Source organism: Pasteurella pantherarum (assembly GCF_049670885.1).
Taxonomy (GTDB): Bacteria; Pseudomonadota; Gammaproteobacteria; order Enterobacterales; family Pasteurellaceae; genus Pasteurella.
Genome location: NZ_CP187173.1, coordinates 617,342 through 634,180 on the forward strand (window position 1 = coordinate 617,342; position 16,839 = coordinate 634,180).

Below are 16,839 nucleotides of genomic sequence, written 5' to 3' on the forward strand. Positions count from 1 at the left end.
AAAAGGGGTGAAAAAGATGTTGGTTAAACGATTGCGTTTACCAACCTGAAGATGCCGAATGGATACGGACAAAGGCGATTTTAGGCTAGAATAGGTTGGTTGTAAATGAATTGTTATATAAAATTTTTGCTTAAAAATGCATTTAAACCAAGCAAGGAAAAGGGAAGGAAAAAAAGAGAAAAGTGCGGTGAAAAAATAAAAATTTTTACCGCACTTTTGAATATGATATGCCGAAAAAGATTATTTCGCAGCTTTTAATTCTTGGTAATATTGCTCGTAATATTGAACCGCATCACCAACATCATCTTGCCAGTAGCTGTTTTGTAGGATTTCAGCTGTTGGATAGATAGCAGGATCTTGTGTGATTTCTGCTGGAAGCAGTTTTAATGCTTCAAGGTTAGAGGTTGGGTAACCAATTTCTTCTGTTAATTGAGCGGAAACTTTAGCACTTAATAAATAGTTAATTAATTTATGTGCCCCATCTGGATTTTTAGAATTAGATGGAATCGCTAAAGTATCTACCCAAAGTACAGGCCCTTCTTTCGGGAATACCATGTTTAATGGTGCTTGTTCTTTTTTCGCAATACGTACTGAACCATTCCATAATTGACCTAACTCAACTTCATTTGAAATGAAGGCATTTGCTGGGTTGTCAGAATTGAAAGACAATACGTTTGGACGTAATTTTAATAATTCTTCATAAGCTTGTTTAATGATAGCAGGATCTTGAGTATTCGGATCTTGTCCTAATTTTAACAACGCAATATTGAAGACTTCACGTGCATCATCAAGTAATTGAACTTTACCTTTGAATTCAGGTTTCCATAAGTCTGCCCATGAAGTGAAATTTTCACCTTGATAGGTGTTGGTATTAAATGCAATACCTGGTGCACCTAAAAGTTGTGGTAATGAGTATTTGTTGCCTTTATCGTAAGGTTTGTTTAACCAATCTGGGTTTAACTCTTTGATAACAGGTAATTTGCTATGGTCTAGCTCTTTAAGCATACCTTCACGGCTCATTTTAGAGACGAAGTAGTTTGATGGTGCAATCACATCATAGCCACCAGTTTCACCTTGAGTCTTTAATTTGGCATACATCGTTTCGTTTGATTCTAAGCTTGAAACGATCACTTTAATGCCAGTTTCTTTCGTGAACTCGTCTAATAAACCATCTGGCACATATTCAGTCCAGGTATAGAGGTAAACTGTGTCATTTTTTACTTCAGGCGCTTTTGTGGTGTCTGCTGCTTTCTCTTTTTCATTACAGCCTGCGAGTGCAACAGCGATCATTCCAGCAGTGAAAAGACCCGCAAATTTTTTCATTTCTATCATTCTCCGGTTAAGGGGTAAAAAGACTCTCATGTTGAGAGGGATAAAAAAACGCCTTGTCAATCAAGGCAAGGCGTATTCTATTTTGTATTCACTGATTTGTGAAGTATTATTTTCCCGTCAGGATTATTTCTCTTTTCTTGCGATAACTTGGCTTAATACCACGAGGAATAAAGACAAGACGATCATGATAGTCGCCAATGCATTCACTTCTGGTGTTACACCTGTTTTCACTAATGAGAAGATTTTTAATGGTAAAATTTCATAACTTACACCACTGACAAAAGAGGACACCACAACATCATCTAATGAAATGGTAAAGCTCAATAACCAACCTGAAATAATGGCTGGTAACGCAAGTGGGAAGATGATTTTTCGTAAAATCGTAATTTCACCCGCACCCAAATCTTTTGCTGCCTCAAGCATTTTCGCATCAAAGCCTTTCAGTCTTGAGAAAATGGTCACAACCACATAAGGTAAGCAGAAAGTAATGTGTGCCAATAATAATGACCAGAAACCTAAATTGATCCCCACAATCATAAATAACGCCAATAGTGATACTGCCATTACGATATCTGGCGACATCATAACGATAAACAACATACCACTCACAGCCTGTTTTCCACGGAAACGATAGCGATAAAGTGCGATAGCGGTTAATCCACCGATGATGGTGGCAAAGGTTGCAGCAAAAAAGGCAATGGTGACGGAATGAATCGCCGCTTGGATCAAGGTATCGTTGTTAAATAAACGTTCGTACCATTTCCAGCTAAAGCCTTTCCACGTTAAACCGTAACGATCATCATTAAATGAATTGGTAACAAGAATGATAATTGGGATATACAAATAAGCGTATACCACAAACATAAAGATATTACGTAGCAAACGGCTCATTATTCCAACTCCATTTTCTTATTCATTAATTTACTTGCTCTGTAATACACAAAAATGAGCAATGCCATTAAGAGGGTTAAACCAATACTAATTGCAGAACCAAATGGCCAGTTACGCGAAATTAAGAATTCACTCTTAATCACGTTACCCACTAACAAGACTTTTGCACCACCTAATAAGTCTGCAACATAGAACATCCCCATGGCAGGTAATAGCACAAGCAAGCAACCTGCAATAATGCCCGGCATGGTGAGGGGAATAATCACTTTAATAAAACGTTGGAAAGCATTTGCCCCTAAGTCTTTTGCTGCTTCAAGCAAACGGTGATCCAATTTTTCAATTGTGGCATAAAGTGGCAGAATCATAAACGGAAGGAGCAAATACACTAAGCCAATAATAACGGCAACTTCCGTATTTAAGATGCGAATAGGTTCATCAATGATGCCAATAGACATTAATGTACTGTTTAAAATCCCTTTCACCCCTAAGAAAATTTTCATGCCATAAATCCGGATTAGAGAGTTCGTCCAGAACGGCAACACCACTAAAAAGAGTAAGAATGGGCGATATTTCGGGTTAATTTTTGTGAGCAGAAAAGCGAATGGATAGCCAATCAATAAGCACACAATGGTCGCCAAACCCGACATATACAAGGAATTCCAGACTACTTGAGCATATAAGGGTTCAAATAAACGTGTATAGTTTTCTAATGTAAAGGGTAAGGCGTAAAAATTGCTGCCGTCTCTCGTGAGAAAACTCACGGTGAGCACCAAAACATTCGGTACAAAAACTAAGAAAATCATCCAGCCAAAAATCATGGCAATGGTTGATTTTTGGAATAGGTTATTCTTCATCGCTCAGCACAACCTCCCAGCCTTCGTGCCATGTTAATGCCACTTTTTGACCTAAAGAGTGATCGATATTTGGATCGTCTTCATTAAAAAATTCGCTCACCAGTACATTCATGCCGTTGTGATCAAGGGTGATATTTGATTCTAATGTCATTCCCTTATAGTTACGATCGCTAACATGACCAACAATGGCTTTTGAACTTTCATTTTCATCAAGTTCTTCAATCACAATATCTTCTGGACGCAATAATACTTTCAATTTCTGATTTTCAACCACATTAAGTGCGGTATAAATATCACAAATTCTGCCTTCAACATTGGCTTTTACTCGTTTCTCATCAATACGTTGTATCACCGTGGCATCAAACACGTTAATTTCACCGATGAATTTCGCAACGAATAAGTTTTTCGGTTCTTCATAAATTTCACGAGGCGTACCGTCTTGTTGAATATGACCTTTACGTAACACAATAATGCGATCTGACATGGTTAATGCTTCTTCTTGATCATGTGTGACAAAGACAAAGGTGATCCCTAATTTACGTTGTAACACTTTCAATTCATTTTGCATTTGTTTACGTAATTTATAGTCTAGGGCTGAAAGAGATTCATCAAGCAAAAGCACTTTAGGTTTATTCACCACGGCACGAGCAATGGCAATACGTTGTTGTTGACCACCTGAAAGTTGGGCTGGTTTACTTTCTGCGTATTCTTCTAATTGCACCATACGCAAGGCTTCAAGTACACGAGGTTTGATTTCGTGGTTAGGTACTTTTTGCATACGTAAGCCAAAGGCCACATTTTCAAAAATTGTCATATGTGGAAAGAGGGCATAACTTTGGAATACGGTATTGACGTGACGTTGTTCAGCAGGAACATCGGTGATATCTTCGCCGTCAAGAATAATATGACCTGAATCTAATTCTTCTAAACCCGCAAGCAAACGTAAAACGGTTGTTTTACCACAACCTGAAGGACCAAGAATGGTCAAGAATTCACCATTATTAATCGTTAAATTGAAATTTTCAATGATGGTTTTATTGCCGTAAGATTTTGTAATAGAACGAAGCTCAATAATTGGCTTGTTTTGAACTGGACTTTCCACTAGCTTTGGTTTTCTCCCTAATGTACCTATTTTCAAGGTATTGAGTAGAAGCAAAATGCCGACAGACACACTGCGGGCGGTGACGATAAAAAGAAATGCTAATGATATAGCGATTACTTCAGAATTAAAAGGGATTTTATAAAAAAAATCGGAATGAAAGCGGCTGGATTTTTGCAATGAAAAAGAAAAGGCTAAGATTGAAAATTTAAAAAGAATAGTCAAAAGTATTTTCTTAAAATCTGAAAAAAAGTTGTGATATATCAAGATATAAGGGCAACTTTATCATTAAACTGAGATATCTTTTTTGAAAGAGACATTTCATCATGCTTACAAACACTCATCAATATCAATTACTTGAACGTTTTTTACATTATACGACCTATGACACGCAAGCAAAAATAGGGGCGAAAACGTCGCCGAGTTCTGTCGGGCAGTTGAAACTGGCTAGACATTTACAGCAAGAATTATTTGCCCTTGGATTAGAGAATATTGAAATCTCAAAACATGCAGTTGTCACGGCTTTTTTGCCTTCGAATATCTCCCCAGATGCCCCAACCATTGGTTTGATAGCCCATTTAGACACGGCGACGGAATGCTGCGGTAAAAATGTACAAGCTGAGGTGATAGAAAATTACCGTGGTGGCGATATTGCTTTGGGGGTCGGTAATGAATTTATTAGTCCCGCACATTATCATTTTTTACATCAATTGGTGGGAAAAACCTTGATTGTCGCAGATGGCAATACGTTGCTTGGGGCAGACAACAAAGCAGGAATTGCAGAAATTATGACCGCACTTGCTGTGCTAAAAGAGGGGGAATTGCCACATTGTAATATTCGCGTGGCTTTCACACCTGATGAGGAAATTGGGCTAGGTATGCAATTTTTCCCGCTTGAACAATTTAAATGTGATTGGGCGTATACCATTGATGGTGGTGAAGTCGGGGAATTGGAATATGAGAACTTCAATGCTGCTAGTGCTGTTGTCACTATTGAGGGAACGAATATTCATACGGGGGCGGCGAAGGATAAATTGGTGAATGCCTTGACGTTAGCCTGTGAATTTCAACAAGGTTTTCCGCCCGATGAAACCCCTGAAAAGACAGAAGGAAAAGAAGGATTTTATCATTTAGCACGTTTTTCGGGGGATATTGAAAAAGTCGAGCTACATTATTTGATTCGAGATTTTGATCAGGAAAATTTTGAATATCGTAAACGCTTTATTCAGCAATTAGTAGCTGATTTTAATCAGAAAAAAGCCCTGAAAAAACCTATTTCCGTTGATATTTCAGAGAGTTATCGAAATATGTACACCATGGTCAAAAAAGTACCACGAGCGGTGCAGTTGGCTGATCAGGCGATGCAAAAATGTGGGATTATGCCTTTGCATAAAGCCATTCGAGGTGGAACAGACGGGGCTTGGTTAGCAGCAAATGGGATTGCTTGTCCAAATATTTTTACAGGGGGCTATAATTTCCATAGTAAGCATGAGCTGATCACATTGGAAGGGATGCAAAATACCGTTAAGGTAATTGTAAATATTGCAAATTTGGCAATGATTGAAAAATAACGATATTTAAGTATTTTTGACAAAAAATTGACGATTTTTTCGTCTATTGTAAATGATTTAAAATTATTGTCAGTTTTTTAGTTTGCATTTAATTTTGTTTTTTCATAGAATCGTTTCGTTACCTGAGTTTTCAACTTTGGTACAGCTAAACTTTAAAGATTTTATTCATAAACTGAATCAGTTTAACTGATACTCTTACAGTATGAAGAACCGCACTTCCTTTTAAGTGCGGTCTTTTTTTTGAAAGTTTTAAGGATTCCCTTCTTTCGGCAACGCACCTGAATGCCATTGTTTCGCTTCCGCAGGGCGTTTTATTTGCAATAAGAAATGTTGATTTTCTTTCGCCGCTGGCTGGATAACCGTGCCAGAAGGGGTTGAAAATGCAATGCCACCTTTTAAGAATTGTTGGACAGATCCCGTATTCACTTCTGCACCTTTCAACGTAAAATTGAAGTCATAACCTGCGGCGATCCAGAATTCTGAATTTTGTCTTACTAAATGTTTGTGTTTTTGAGCAATCAGAATATGCACAAAAACACGATCACCTAATGGGTTAAGTTCTAGCTTTTTGATCGTGCCTACCTCAACGCCTCGATATAAAATCGGTGAACCTGCTGTAATATTTAATGCATCATGGGTTTCTAGCACGAGTGGGAAACCTTGGGTGTATTTATTATTTGGAACAGATTGCAAGAGCGTAAATTGAGTTTTGGCTTTACCTTGACCAATCTCCACATCAATATAAGGCTGTAATAAACTCTCTAAATTTTCAATGCCACCAGCAGAAATTTGTGGTGAGATGAGTTTAAATTTACTGCCTTCTTTTGCCACTAATGCCATATATTGTGGATTAATTAATGCTTTTGCCACAATTTTCTGGGTTTTCGCTTCCAATTGAATACTGTCAATTTCGCCGATGGTTAATCCTAAATAACGTAAGCTCATGCCTTTACTTAAGTTAGTGGCATCATCTGTGGTAAAGGTCAGCTGTTGACCTGAAGATTTTGCCCGCAATTCATTGGGGTAAAGCACGTTATTTTTACCATATCCTGTATTGTCAAAACTAATTGCCCCTTTCAATGAGCGGGCGATAGGCGTGGCTTGAATGCTGATGCCTTTCGGCGTGATATCAATTTGAGCCGCACTTTCTACCCAAAAAACCGTTTTATTGGTCAGTAAATGTTGGTGTTTTGGATAAATAAACAGATCCACTTCAAAATGATCACGCTTTGGACGAATTTCTAACACTTTCCCCACTTCATATTGACGATAAAGCACCAGTGAACCTTGGTTAATACTTGGCAGCCTTGAGGTTGTTAAGGTGGTTGTGGCAGAGACTTTACCATGGGTAATCCCCGCTTCTGCACTGCTGATGTCTTTGTATAACGGATAACTGGTTTTTGCTTCTCCTTGATTTTCCTTGCCTGCCATCACACGAATGCCCCCTTGCAACCATTTTTCTGGTGAGGCGGCTTCAAAACGCAATCCATTCACATCTAAATTAATATCAAAATGTGAAGCGGCAATAAAATGGGTGTCTTGGTGGATTAAATGACGGTATTTTTCAGTAATGGCGACTTTAAAACGAACGCCATCAATATCAAGGTTTTGTTCAATGACTTCACCAATCGTAATGTTGTTATAGTAAAGTGGTTGCCCTTCGCTGACACCGTAGTTTTCTGGTGCGGTGAGGGTTAATACCAACGTATTGGGTTGTTGTAACAACAGTTCATTTTCTTTGATGACATCAAAGTGTTTTTGTGGCTCACCATAACCTGCAATAACTTCAAAATATTCCCCTCGGAACAGATTTTGTAAGTTAGCCAAGTCGCCAAGCTTCGTCTTTTTATTGCGTAATACGATATTGGAATGTGTTTTAAATACATGGCTCATTGCGGGGTCAACCAGTAACACACCTTTACGCAAGGATTGCCCATTTTCCACGAGATGCAGTTCGGATAAAATGCCAATTTCTTTATTTTGGTAATAAACTGCGGTTTGCCCAACGGGTAAATCAATATCGGCAGGTAAGCGAATATCAATAGCAGTGCCCCGTTTAGCCGCTTGGAAATTAGAATAAAGCGTAAAGCTGGTGTTGTAGTTGGCTGGTTCGCTTTCATTTGGCGAATCAAAAGACACCGCACCTTGTACCACCGCATTTAAGCTGTCGACATTAATATTAATGCCAGATAAGCCAATTTCTGCATTGATGCCGCTAATATTCCAGAAATGGCTGTCTTTTTTCACAAAATGAGCATAAGCTTTGTCGATCACGACATCAATCGAAACCTTTTTGCCATTTTCAATCAAGCGATGATCATAAATTTTCCCTACTGGCAATTTCTTGAAATACACCGACGCCCCAATGGAAATTGAGCCTAAATCATCGGCAATTAAGTGAATCAATAAATCGCCATCGTCCACTTGGGCAATCGGGCCTTCGGTTTCAGCCACAAACTCGTCTTCAGTATCCCCATCACCCGGTTGTAAGGTGATGTAATTCCCTGAAACTAAGGCATCAATTCCTGAAATCCCAGCTAAAGATGCACTGGGTTTGACAAGCCAAAATTTAGTATTTTCACGCAAGACACTTTTGGCTTCAGGGTAAATATTCGCAAGCACTTCAACTTGTTTTAAATCATTGGTGAAATTGACTTTTTTAACCACCCCAATTTGCAAGCCTTGATAACGCACTTGAGTTTTCCCTGCAACGATCCCTTCACCATTGGCAAAGGTAATACGAATAGATTGCCCTTGTTCTTGCACGATTTGGAAAAACAAAATCGCCCCAATACAAAGTGCAATAAAAGGCAATAACCAAAATGGCGAAATGCGTTTGACTTGTTTAAGGTTTGCTTGAGCTTCGTGATAAAGCTTTTTGGCTACATTATTTTGTTTGTTCTTTGTCATAAATATTCCAAATAAGTCGACTATCAAATTGTGAGGTCGATATCATGGTTAAAAATACTGCGATGCCGAAGTAAAATGCCGCAGGACCTACTGAAAAATCAATAATTTGCCCACGGGTAACTAAAGACATCATTAAGGCTAGTACAAATAAATCTAGCATGGACCAACGCCCCACAAAGTGGACGAAGTGTAATAAACGCATTTGCCATTTGATAGAATGGCGTAATTCAAAATGCACACAAATCAGTAAATAAAGCATAATCAAAATCTTACTGATAGGCACAAAAATACTCGCCATAAATACAATAAAGGCAATGAAATAGCTCCCCATCTCCATAAAACTGATGACCCCAGACATTAAGGTGTCTGCAGTGGGGGCACCATTGAGATAAACAATTGACATCGGCAATAAGTTAGCAGGGAAAATCATAATAATCCCTGCAAGTAAGGTTGCCCATGTCCGTTGTAAACGAATCTCGGGGGAATGATGTAAAAAAGAATGGCAACGAGGACAAATAGCCCGTTTTTTACGATCTTGTGAGGCTTTTGCAAAGGTATATTGGCATTCTGTACAAAAGTGCGGTCGATAAACCGACGAGATTTGTGTCAAGGGTTTATGTTCGGGATAAAAATCGCACCACAATTCTTTCGGGTTTAATTTAATAAAAAGGAGAGTGGTTAACAGTGCGGTAAAGACAAAGGCAATCAAATACACATCCACATGTAAACTGGCATATTCCCGCACTTTAAAAATGGTGACCCCTAGTGCAACAAGGTAAACATCAAACATCACCCAAGGTTTGATATATGTCAGTGCAATCAGTAAGTGGCGAGGTTTAATTTTCATTAATTGCGATAGGCGTAAAAGTATCACCAATAGTGCAAAAGAAATCGGCATAAATACGGCACAAATGAACACTAAAAACGCCGTGTAGGGATACCCTTGCGTAGCCATTTTCCATACGCCACCCCAAACAGAGGCATCAATTTTCACCCCTAATAATTCAATACTTAATAGTGGATAATTTAACGCAAACGGCATTAAAATGAGAATAGAAAGGGCAATCATGGCACAGCGGTGTAAATTCCAACGATCGCTAGAACGGAGAACATGATGACAACGAGGACAAGCTGCAAATTGTTTATTTTGCAATATTGGGATTGAAACCACCGCATTGCAATCAGCACAACAGCTAAATTCGTGAGTTGGTGTTGGATCAGGTTGTTTCATCATGTAACGTTTATCTCAATAAGTAGAGGTGCAAGATAAAGCTTATATTCTAGCTTGTCTAAAATCATTTGGAAATATTTATAAAAAATTAACAAATGGATTAAATACAGGCTTTCGTTTTTGTTTAGAAACGTAAATTAACGTATTTATTTGATTATATAATTGTCATTTTTTCTGAAAGTGAGCTAAACTATATTGAGTTTTTTTCTATAAAAATTGACATGCAGGAACTAGCAATGACAGAAGCTCAAAAATTAACAAATAATAAAGAAATTATTGCCTATTTAGTGGAAAAGTTTCCACTTTGTTTTTCATTGGCGGGGGAAGCAAAGCCACTTAAAATTGGTGTCTTTCAAGATTTAGCAGAAGCATTACAAGAAGATGAACGTGTAAGTAAAACACAATTACGCCAAGCATTACGTGCGTATACCTCTAACTGGCGTTATTTGCATGGCTGTAAAGTTGGGGCAGAGCGTGTAGATTTACAAGGCAATCCTTGTGGCGTATTAGAAGAAGAACATGCACAACATGCAGCAACACAATTAGCCGAAGCGAAAGCCAAAGTGGCTGAGAAACGTGCGGCAGAAAATGCAGCGAATCCCGAAAAGAAACGTTCAACACGTCGTCCAAATAACAAAACTGCACAAACACAAATTAAAGATAAAAAAACAGGGGTAAAAACCAAAGCACCTCGTAAACCTAAAGTGGCTTTAAATGCTGTAGATATGGCACAGTTACAAAAAGGTGATAAAGTGAAAGTGAAAGTTGGAGAGCATGCGAAAAATGCTATTTTTTTAGATAGCGTAAAAGAATTAGCCCGTGTTGAATTAGAAAATGGTTTAGTGATCAGTGTGACGGCAGACCGTTTATTTTCATAACTATTATCAATGCCATCTTAATTGATGGCATTCATCTATTAAATTCATGCAATAGCGTATCTATTGTCTTTTCTTTTTAGGAACATCTAAATGGCATTTAGTAAAACCAAAAGCTACTTAACCTATCTTTTATTAGGGGCTTTCTTTTTAAATATTCCTGTTGTAGAGGCTGTCCAACCTAAACTTAAACAAAGTGATATTGTTATTCCACAACCTTCAGAAGAAAATCAGTTAGCCACTAAGCGAGCCGCAACAAGATTGACACAAAGTCATTACCGCAAGTTTCAGTTGGATGATGTATTTTCAGAGAAAATTTTTGACCGTTATTTGAAGTCGTTAGATTTTAATCGCAATTTGTTTTTAAAGTCTGATGTCGACGAAATGCGTGCAAAATTTGCCAATAAGCTTGATGATGCACTTAACGAAGGGAATTTAGATATTGCCTTTGACATGTATGAATTGATGATGAAAAGACGTTATGAACGTTATCAATATGCCCTTTCTTTGTTAGATAAAGAACCTAACTTAGCGGGCAATGAGCAAATTGAAATTGATCGAGAAAAAGCACCTTGGCCAAAAGATCAAGCTGAATTAGATGCACTTTGGCAACAACGCGTCAAAAATGATGTGATCAACCTCAAGTTAAAAGATAAAAAATGGTCTGAAATTAAAAAGAAATTGACTAAACGCTATGATTTAGCCATTCGCCGTCTAACTCAGACAAAAGCCGATGATATTGTTCAAGTATATCTCAATGCTTTTGCAAGAGAAATTGATCCTCATACTAGCTATTTAGCCCCTCGTACTGCAAAAAGCTTTAATGAAAGCATGAATCTTTCTTTAGAGGGAATTGGTGCAACATTACAACAAAGTGAAGATGATGGCACGAGTATTAAATCCTTAGTTCCTGGTGCTCCTGCGGATCGGAGTAAAAAATTAAAAGCAGGCGATAAAATTATTGGTGTCGGGCAAGCAACAGGTGAAATTGAAGATATCATTGGTTGGCGTTTAGAAGATATTGTGGACAAAATTAAAGGCAAGAAAGGCACAAAAGTCCGCTTAGAGATTGAACCTGCGAAAGGGGGAAAATCGAAAATTATCACCTTAGTGAGGGATAAAGTCCGAATTGAAGATCAAGCTGCAAAACTGACCATCACAAAAGTGAATGGTTATCAGATCGCCTCAATTAAAATCCCTAGTTTTTATATCGGGTTAAGCAATGATGTACGTAAGTTATTAAACGAAATAAAAACCAAAAAAGTGCAATCATTAATTATTGATTTACGTGATAATGGCGGTGGTGCCTTAACGGAGGCAGTGGCATTAAGTGGTTTATTTATTAGCGATGGTCCAATTGTGCAAGTCCGTGATGCGTTCCAACGTATTCGTATTCATGAAGATCCTGATAATGCACAGGTTTATTCTGGTCCATTATTGGTGATGATTAATCGTTTTAGTGCATCCGCATCGGAGATTTTTGCCGCAGCCATGCAAGATTATAATCGGGCTGTGGTGATTGGACAAAACACATTCGGGAAAGGGACGGTTCAACAAAGCCGCTCATTAAATTTTGCTTTCGATGCTAATCAAGAACCATTAGGTTTAATTCAATATACTATTCAAAAATTCTATCGAATTGATGGTGGCAGTACGCAACTTAAAGGTGTGGCAGCGGATATTGATTTCCCACCTGCAATTGATATGAAAGAGTATGGCGAGGAGAAAGAAGATAATGCATTGCCTTGGGATAAAATCCCCGCAGCGACTTATTCTGAAGTAGCACAAGCTCGTCAGGCAATGGATTATTTAGCGAAAAATCACCAACAAAGAATGGAAAAAGATCCCGAGTTCCTTGCATTAAAAGAAGAACTCAATATTCGAGATGAACGCCGTGAGCGTAAATATTTGTCATTAAATTATCAAATTCGTAAAGTAGAGAACGATAAAGATGATTTAAGACGCTTGAAAGCACTCAATGCACGTTTTAAACGAGAAGGCAAAAAAGCGTTGAAAAACTTAGATGATTTGCCAAAAGATTATGAAGCCCCTGATTTTTATTTAAAAGAGGCTGAAAAAATGGCGGCAGATATGGTGGCGTTTGAGGCAAATAAAATGCAGGCTCGAAGCAACTAAAATACGTCTTATTTTGACCGCACTTTAATCAGTGCGGTCGTTTTCTAATGAACTTAAGGAACTTAGCTATGTTAAAAGTGAATGCTCAAAAAGTGGGATGGTTAATGGCTTTATTTTCCTGTACCTATGCAGGAAGTGTTTTAGCAAATCAGCAAGCGTCAGCACAGGCAGACAGTGTACAAACCGTCGTGGATACGACAACAACCGTGGTGCAAGAGGTTGAACCTTTAGCCACGCAGCAAATTGCACTGGAAAACCAGCTGACAGAAGAGCAATTAGCCGCTGAACAAAAAGCGGAGGAAGCACGCCTTGCGGCAGAAAAACAAGCACAAGCAGAATTGATGTTGAAAAATCACCTTGGCGATATTTCATTACAATTTTATTCTGCTGTTGCCAAAATTTATGCAGATAAGCAATTTCAGCCACTTTGGACAAATAAAGCCGTCGAAGCCCAGTTTTTACATGAATATGCGGCAATGGTGGCGAGTGGCATTTCTAAAAATACATTTCAAGCATTAGCAAAAATTGATGAAGCGGAAGAGGGCTCATTACGTCGTGATGTTCTCCTCACAGATGCGTTTTTGGATTATTTGTATTACACCAAAAATGTGTCTAAATCCGCACAAAAATGGTTATATTCTGCCAATAACTATAAAGCACAACAGCCTGCAGAAGAACAGATTGCGGCTTGGTTGACCACTTTGGAGCAAGATAACGGCTCGGCATTTTTAACCGCACTTTCTACACAAAATACGCTATACAAACAAACCTTAAAAGCGTTGTCTGCTTCAGTGGCAGAACATTCAGATAAGGCAGCCTTATCTAAAATGTATAAATTAGCCATTAATGCTCAACGCTTACGTGTGATTCCTGCGTTTAAAGATGGACTTTTTGTCAATATTCCAAGCTATAAATTGGATTATTACCGTGATGGTCAACTTATTTTATCTTCAAAAGTGATCGTGGGGAAAAAATCCCGTAAAACCCCTGTCATGTACAGTAAATTAAGTAATGTGGTCGTGAATCCACCTTGGAATGCCCCAGTACGTTTAATTAATGAAGACATTATCCCAAAAGTGCGTAAAGATCCGAGCTATATTTATCGCAATGGTTATACCATTATTGATGGCAAAGGCAGAACAATTGATCCCTATACTATCGATTGGGAAAATATGACAGCGAAAAAATTCCCATACCGCTTACGTCAAGCACCAGGGGATAGTGCCTTAGGGAATTTTAAATTTAATATGCCAAGTTCGGATGCCATTTATTTACATGACACACCTAATCGTGGGTTATTTGGTAAAAGTGATCGTGCGTTAAGCTCTGGCTGTGTGCGTGTGGAAAAATCTGATCAATTAGCCACCATTTTATTGAAAGAAGCAGGCTGGTCGGAAGAGAAAAAACGCAGTGTATTACAAAGCCGTAAAACGACCTCAGCAACGGTTTCTTCACATAATCCCGTATTTTTATATTATGTGACCATGTGGGTGAACAATGGTCAAACACACACATTACCTGATATTTATGGGTATGACGTAACACCAAATTTAAGCTATATTAATTGGAATATCGTAAAAAAATACCTAAATTAATTGGATTTTTCATAAAGTATACATATTTTCCCTTTCTTTTTAAGGGAAAATATGTAGAATCAGCGTGTTTAACATTTTACTGAGAACTAATTGCAATCATGCTGGTCAAAATAGGCATGAAAAAAACACTAGAGAATTAACACATGGACAATATTAACCATCAACGCCGTAAATGGTTATCCTTAGGTGGGATTGTATTAGGGGCATCTTTATTACCAAAGAGTTTACTTGCAACCGTCTCCACACCCAAGCCCCGTCTTTTACGTTTTAGAAATATTAATACTGGCGATGTGTTCAGTGCAGAATTTTTACCAAACAAAGGTTTTTCTTCTGTGGCGTTAAGACGCTTAGATTATTTAATGCGTGATAAACGTAATAATCATATGCACAGAATGGATCCTAATCTTTTTTCTAAACTGTATCGTATTCAAAGTCATTTAGGGTTACGGAATACAGAAATTCAAATCATCTGTGGTTATCGTTCGCCTGCAAGCAATGCGGCGATGCATCGTCGTAGCCGTGGTGTCGCAAGTAATAGTTATCATACCCGTGGACAAGCGATAGATTTCCGCATTGATGGCATACCATTAGCGAAAGTCCGTCAAGTGGCAGAACATTTACAGAATGGGGGAGTCGGTTATTATCCTCGTAGTAATTTTGTTCATGTGGACACAGGCCCAGTTCGCACTTGGCGTGGTAGTTGATAATCCAAAACATTTTGAAAATGGACCGCACTTTTGTGCGGTTTTCTTATTAATCGCTTTTCAGAGAAACAAATATGAATATTGAAATTATTCCTGTTACGGCGTTTCAACAAAATTGTTCCTTAATTTGGGACGACCAAAAAAATGCAGCCATCATCGATCCTGGTGGCGAGGCAAACAAGTTGATTTCACGTATTACCGAATTGGAACTGAATTTAAAAACCATTTTATTAACCCATGGTCATCTTGATCATGTGGGTGCTGCACCAAAATTAAAACAACATTTTAATGTGCCAATGATTGGACCTCATTCCCTTGATCGTTATTGGTTTGAACAATTACCACAACAATCGCAACGTTTTGGCTTACCTGAAATTGCGGCGTTTGAGCCTGATCGCTGGTTAGATCAAGAAGGGGAAGTGATTGAAATTGGTGATATTCGTTTTGAAGTTTTGCATTTGCCAGGCCATACCCCTGGTCATATTGGTTTTATTGAACATGAGAAAAGAATCAGCTTTACTGGCGATGTGCTATTTAAGCAAGGGATTGGACGTACGGACTTTCCAGGTGGGGATCATCAAACTTTATTGCAGGTTATCCGTGAAAAGCTTTATCCTTTAGGGGACGATATGATCATCGTAGCAGGGCATGGGCCTTACACCACCATCGGACAGGAAAAACAAACCAATCCTTTTGTCAGTTAATGTCTGATTCACAACATATTGCTTATTTGGATAAGGCGTTTTTTAACGCTTGCTCAAAATGCGGGTATTGGAAAACAAAGCCCGCATCGATTAATGCTTGAGGAAGCACTTTCTGGCTATCAAGTAAGAGTTGTGATCGCTCACCCAACATCAATTTCAAAATACAGGCAGGCACATGAGCAAAACAAGGGCGTTTGAGTTGACGGCCTAACAAACGGTTTATTTCCCCTTGTGGTAAAGGATGGGGGGAGGTGAAATTAAATGCCCCTTGAAGTGACTGATTTTCCAGTAAAAATAATATACCTTGTAGCATATCTTCTAAAGCAATCCAAGGCCAATATTGTTGCCCATTTCCAAGTTTTCCCCCCAAGCCGAAGCGATAAAGTGGTAGCATGCTTGCTAATGCCCCTCCTTTGGGGCTGATCACTATGCCCGTTCGGATTAAACAAACACGGGTATTGGCTTGTTGGGCAGCGGCTTCCCATTGTTTACACAGAAATGCGGTAAAGCCATTTTTAGGCAGTGTATTTTCGTTCACTGTATTTTCACCTTGATCACCATAATAACCCGTGGCAGAGCCAGAAATGAAAACCGTGGGTGGTGTATGACTTTGATTAATGAGCTGTGCTAATTGTTGAGTGAGAGCCACCCGACTGGTTAACAATTTTTGTTTTTGTGCAGGCGTCCAACGATGATCAAAAATCGGTTCACCCGCTAAATTAATTACGGCATCGACGTCATTAAAATTAGAAAAAGAAGATAAAGAATCAACCAATTTCACTTTCGTGGGAAGCCGCTTTTTAGCTTGGGCGGTATTTCTCACCAATGCTGTCACTTGGTGTGTTGACACTAAATGAGGAATTAACGATGAGCCAATGAATCCTGTTGCACCTGTGATAAAAATATTCATAGTGAATTCCTCATTTGATGGCGAAAT

General features: G+C 38.5%; 13 protein-coding genes. 6 read left to right on the plus strand and 7 right to left on the minus strand.

Annotated elements, in window-relative coordinates; translation table 11 throughout:
* Positions 1-240: 240 nt before the first annotated feature.
* From ACPEEM_RS02950 to potA, 4 genes are all read right to left on the minus strand, one after another.
* Complete coding sequence (locus tag ACPEEM_RS02950; protein WP_424403796.1) at positions 241-1,323, minus strand: extracellular solute-binding protein; 1,083 nt, start codon at positions 1,321-1,323, stop codon at positions 241-243.
* Positions 1,324-1,455: 132 nt separating this feature from the next.
* Positions 1,456-2,223, minus strand: a complete 768-nt coding sequence (gene potC / locus ACPEEM_RS02955) for a spermidine/putrescine ABC transporter permease PotC (RefSeq protein WP_424403794.1) — start codon at positions 2,221-2,223, stop codon at positions 1,456-1,458.
* Entirely contained in the window at positions 2,223-3,077 is an 855-nt protein-coding gene (gene potB / locus ACPEEM_RS02960) for a spermidine/putrescine ABC transporter permease PotB (RefSeq protein WP_424403792.1), read from the minus strand. Before potB ends, potC begins: the two co-directional genes overlap by 1 nt.
* Positions 3,067-4,179 (minus strand): spermidine/putrescine ABC transporter ATP-binding protein PotA, encoded by a 1,113-nt coding sequence (gene potA, locus ACPEEM_RS02965; RefSeq protein ID WP_424403790.1) that lies wholly within the window; start codon positions 4,177-4,179, stop codon positions 3,067-3,069. Before potA ends, potB begins: the two co-directional genes overlap by 11 nt.
* A 323-nt stretch (positions 4,180-4,502) precedes the next feature.
* On the opposite strand from potA, the gene pepT reads away from it, so the two are divergent.
* Entirely contained in the window at positions 4,503-5,747 is a 1,245-nt protein-coding gene (pepT, locus tag ACPEEM_RS02970) for a peptidase T (protein ID WP_424407680.1), read from the plus strand.
* 249 nt (positions 5,748-5,996) lie between these two features.
* Here the strand turns inward: pepT and ACPEEM_RS02975 are convergent, their stop codons facing one another.
* Positions 5,997-8,657 carry an MlaD family protein gene (locus tag ACPEEM_RS02975; RefSeq protein WP_424405977.1) on the minus strand — a complete coding sequence of 887 codons (2,661 nt, stop codon included), beginning with the start codon at positions 8,655-8,657 and terminating at the stop codon, positions 5,997-5,999.
* Positions 8,635-9,891 (minus strand): PqiA/YebS family transporter subunit, encoded by a 1,257-nt coding sequence (locus tag ACPEEM_RS02980; RefSeq protein WP_424407682.1) that lies wholly within the window; start codon positions 9,889-9,891, stop codon positions 8,635-8,637. The genes ACPEEM_RS02975 and ACPEEM_RS02980 overlap by 23 nt, the downstream gene beginning before the upstream one ends.
* Before the next feature lie 233 nt (positions 9,892-10,124).
* Here ACPEEM_RS02980 and proQ point away from each other — a divergent pair, with 233 nt between their 5' ends.
* The 5 genes from proQ (at position 10,125) to ACPEEM_RS03005 (ending at position 15,902) form a co-directional block, all read left to right on the plus strand.
* The gene (proQ, locus tag ACPEEM_RS02985; RefSeq protein ID WP_424407684.1) at positions 10,125-10,766 is read left to right on the plus strand and encodes an RNA chaperone ProQ; all 642 of its coding nucleotides are present in this window, start codon (positions 10,125-10,127) and stop codon (positions 10,764-10,766) included.
* A 90-nt stretch (positions 10,767-10,856) separates the two neighbouring features.
* The gene (gene prc / locus ACPEEM_RS02990; protein ID WP_424405973.1) at positions 10,857-12,899 is read left to right on the plus strand and encodes a carboxy terminal-processing peptidase; all 2,043 of its coding nucleotides are present in this window, start codon (positions 10,857-10,859) and stop codon (positions 12,897-12,899) included.
* Positions 12,900-12,967: 68 nt separating this feature from the next.
* Positions 12,968-14,494 (plus strand): L,D-transpeptidase family protein, encoded by a 1,527-nt coding sequence (locus ACPEEM_RS02995; protein ID WP_424405971.1) that lies wholly within the window; start codon positions 12,968-12,970, stop codon positions 14,492-14,494.
* A 143-nt stretch (positions 14,495-14,637) separates the two neighbouring features.
* Positions 14,638-15,198, plus strand: a complete 561-nt coding sequence (locus ACPEEM_RS03000) for a DUF882 domain-containing protein (RefSeq protein ID WP_424407686.1) — start codon at positions 14,638-14,640, stop codon at positions 15,196-15,198.
* 74 nt (positions 15,199-15,272) lie between these two features.
* Entirely contained in the window at positions 15,273-15,902 is a 630-nt protein-coding gene (locus ACPEEM_RS03005) for an MBL fold metallo-hydrolase (RefSeq protein WP_424403774.1), read from the plus strand.
* Between the two features lie 22 nt (positions 15,903-15,924).
* On the opposite strand, the gene ACPEEM_RS03010 is transcribed toward ACPEEM_RS03005, so the two are convergent.
* The gene (locus ACPEEM_RS03010) at positions 15,925-16,812 is read right to left on the minus strand and encodes a TIGR01777 family oxidoreductase (protein WP_424403772.1); all 888 of its coding nucleotides are present in this window, start codon (positions 16,810-16,812) and stop codon (positions 15,925-15,927) included.
* Positions 16,813-16,839 lie beyond the last annotated feature (27 nt).

Coding starts and splice junctions, on each gene's coding strand:
- ACPEEM_RS02995 (WP_424405971.1), top strand. CDS start 12,968: ATGTTAAAAGTGAATGCTCAAAAAGTGGGATGGTTAATGGCTTTATTT.
- potC (WP_424403794.1), bottom strand. CDS start 2,223: ATGAGCCGTTTGCTACGTAATATCTTTATGTTTGTGGTATACGCTTAT.
- ACPEEM_RS02975 (WP_424405977.1), bottom strand. CDS start 8,657: ATGACAAAGAACAAACAAAATAATGTAGCCAAAAAGCTTTATCACGAA.
- potB (WP_424403792.1), bottom strand. CDS start 3,077: ATGAAGAATAACCTATTCCAAAAATCAACCATTGCCATGATTTTTGGC.
- ACPEEM_RS02980 (WP_424407682.1), bottom strand. CDS start 9,891: ATGATGAAACAACCTGATCCAACACCAACTCACGAATTTAGCTGTTGT.
- ACPEEM_RS03010 (WP_424403772.1), bottom strand. CDS start 16,812: ATGAATATTTTTATCACAGGTGCAACAGGATTCATTGGCTCATCGTTA.
- prc (WP_424405973.1), top strand. CDS start 10,857: ATGGCATTTAGTAAAACCAAAAGCTACTTAACCTATCTTTTATTAGGG.
- ACPEEM_RS03005 (WP_424403774.1), top strand. CDS start 15,273: ATGAATATTGAAATTATTCCTGTTACGGCGTTTCAACAAAATTGTTCC.
- proQ (WP_424407684.1), top strand. CDS start 10,125: ATGACAGAAGCTCAAAAATTAACAAATAATAAAGAAATTATTGCCTAT.
- pepT (WP_424407680.1), top strand. CDS start 4,503: ATGCTTACAAACACTCATCAATATCAATTACTTGAACGTTTTTTACAT.
- ACPEEM_RS03000 (WP_424407686.1), top strand. CDS start 14,638: ATGGACAATATTAACCATCAACGCCGTAAATGGTTATCCTTAGGTGGG.
- ACPEEM_RS02950 (WP_424403796.1), bottom strand. CDS start 1,323: ATGAAAAAATTTGCGGGTCTTTTCACTGCTGGAATGATCGCTGTTGCA.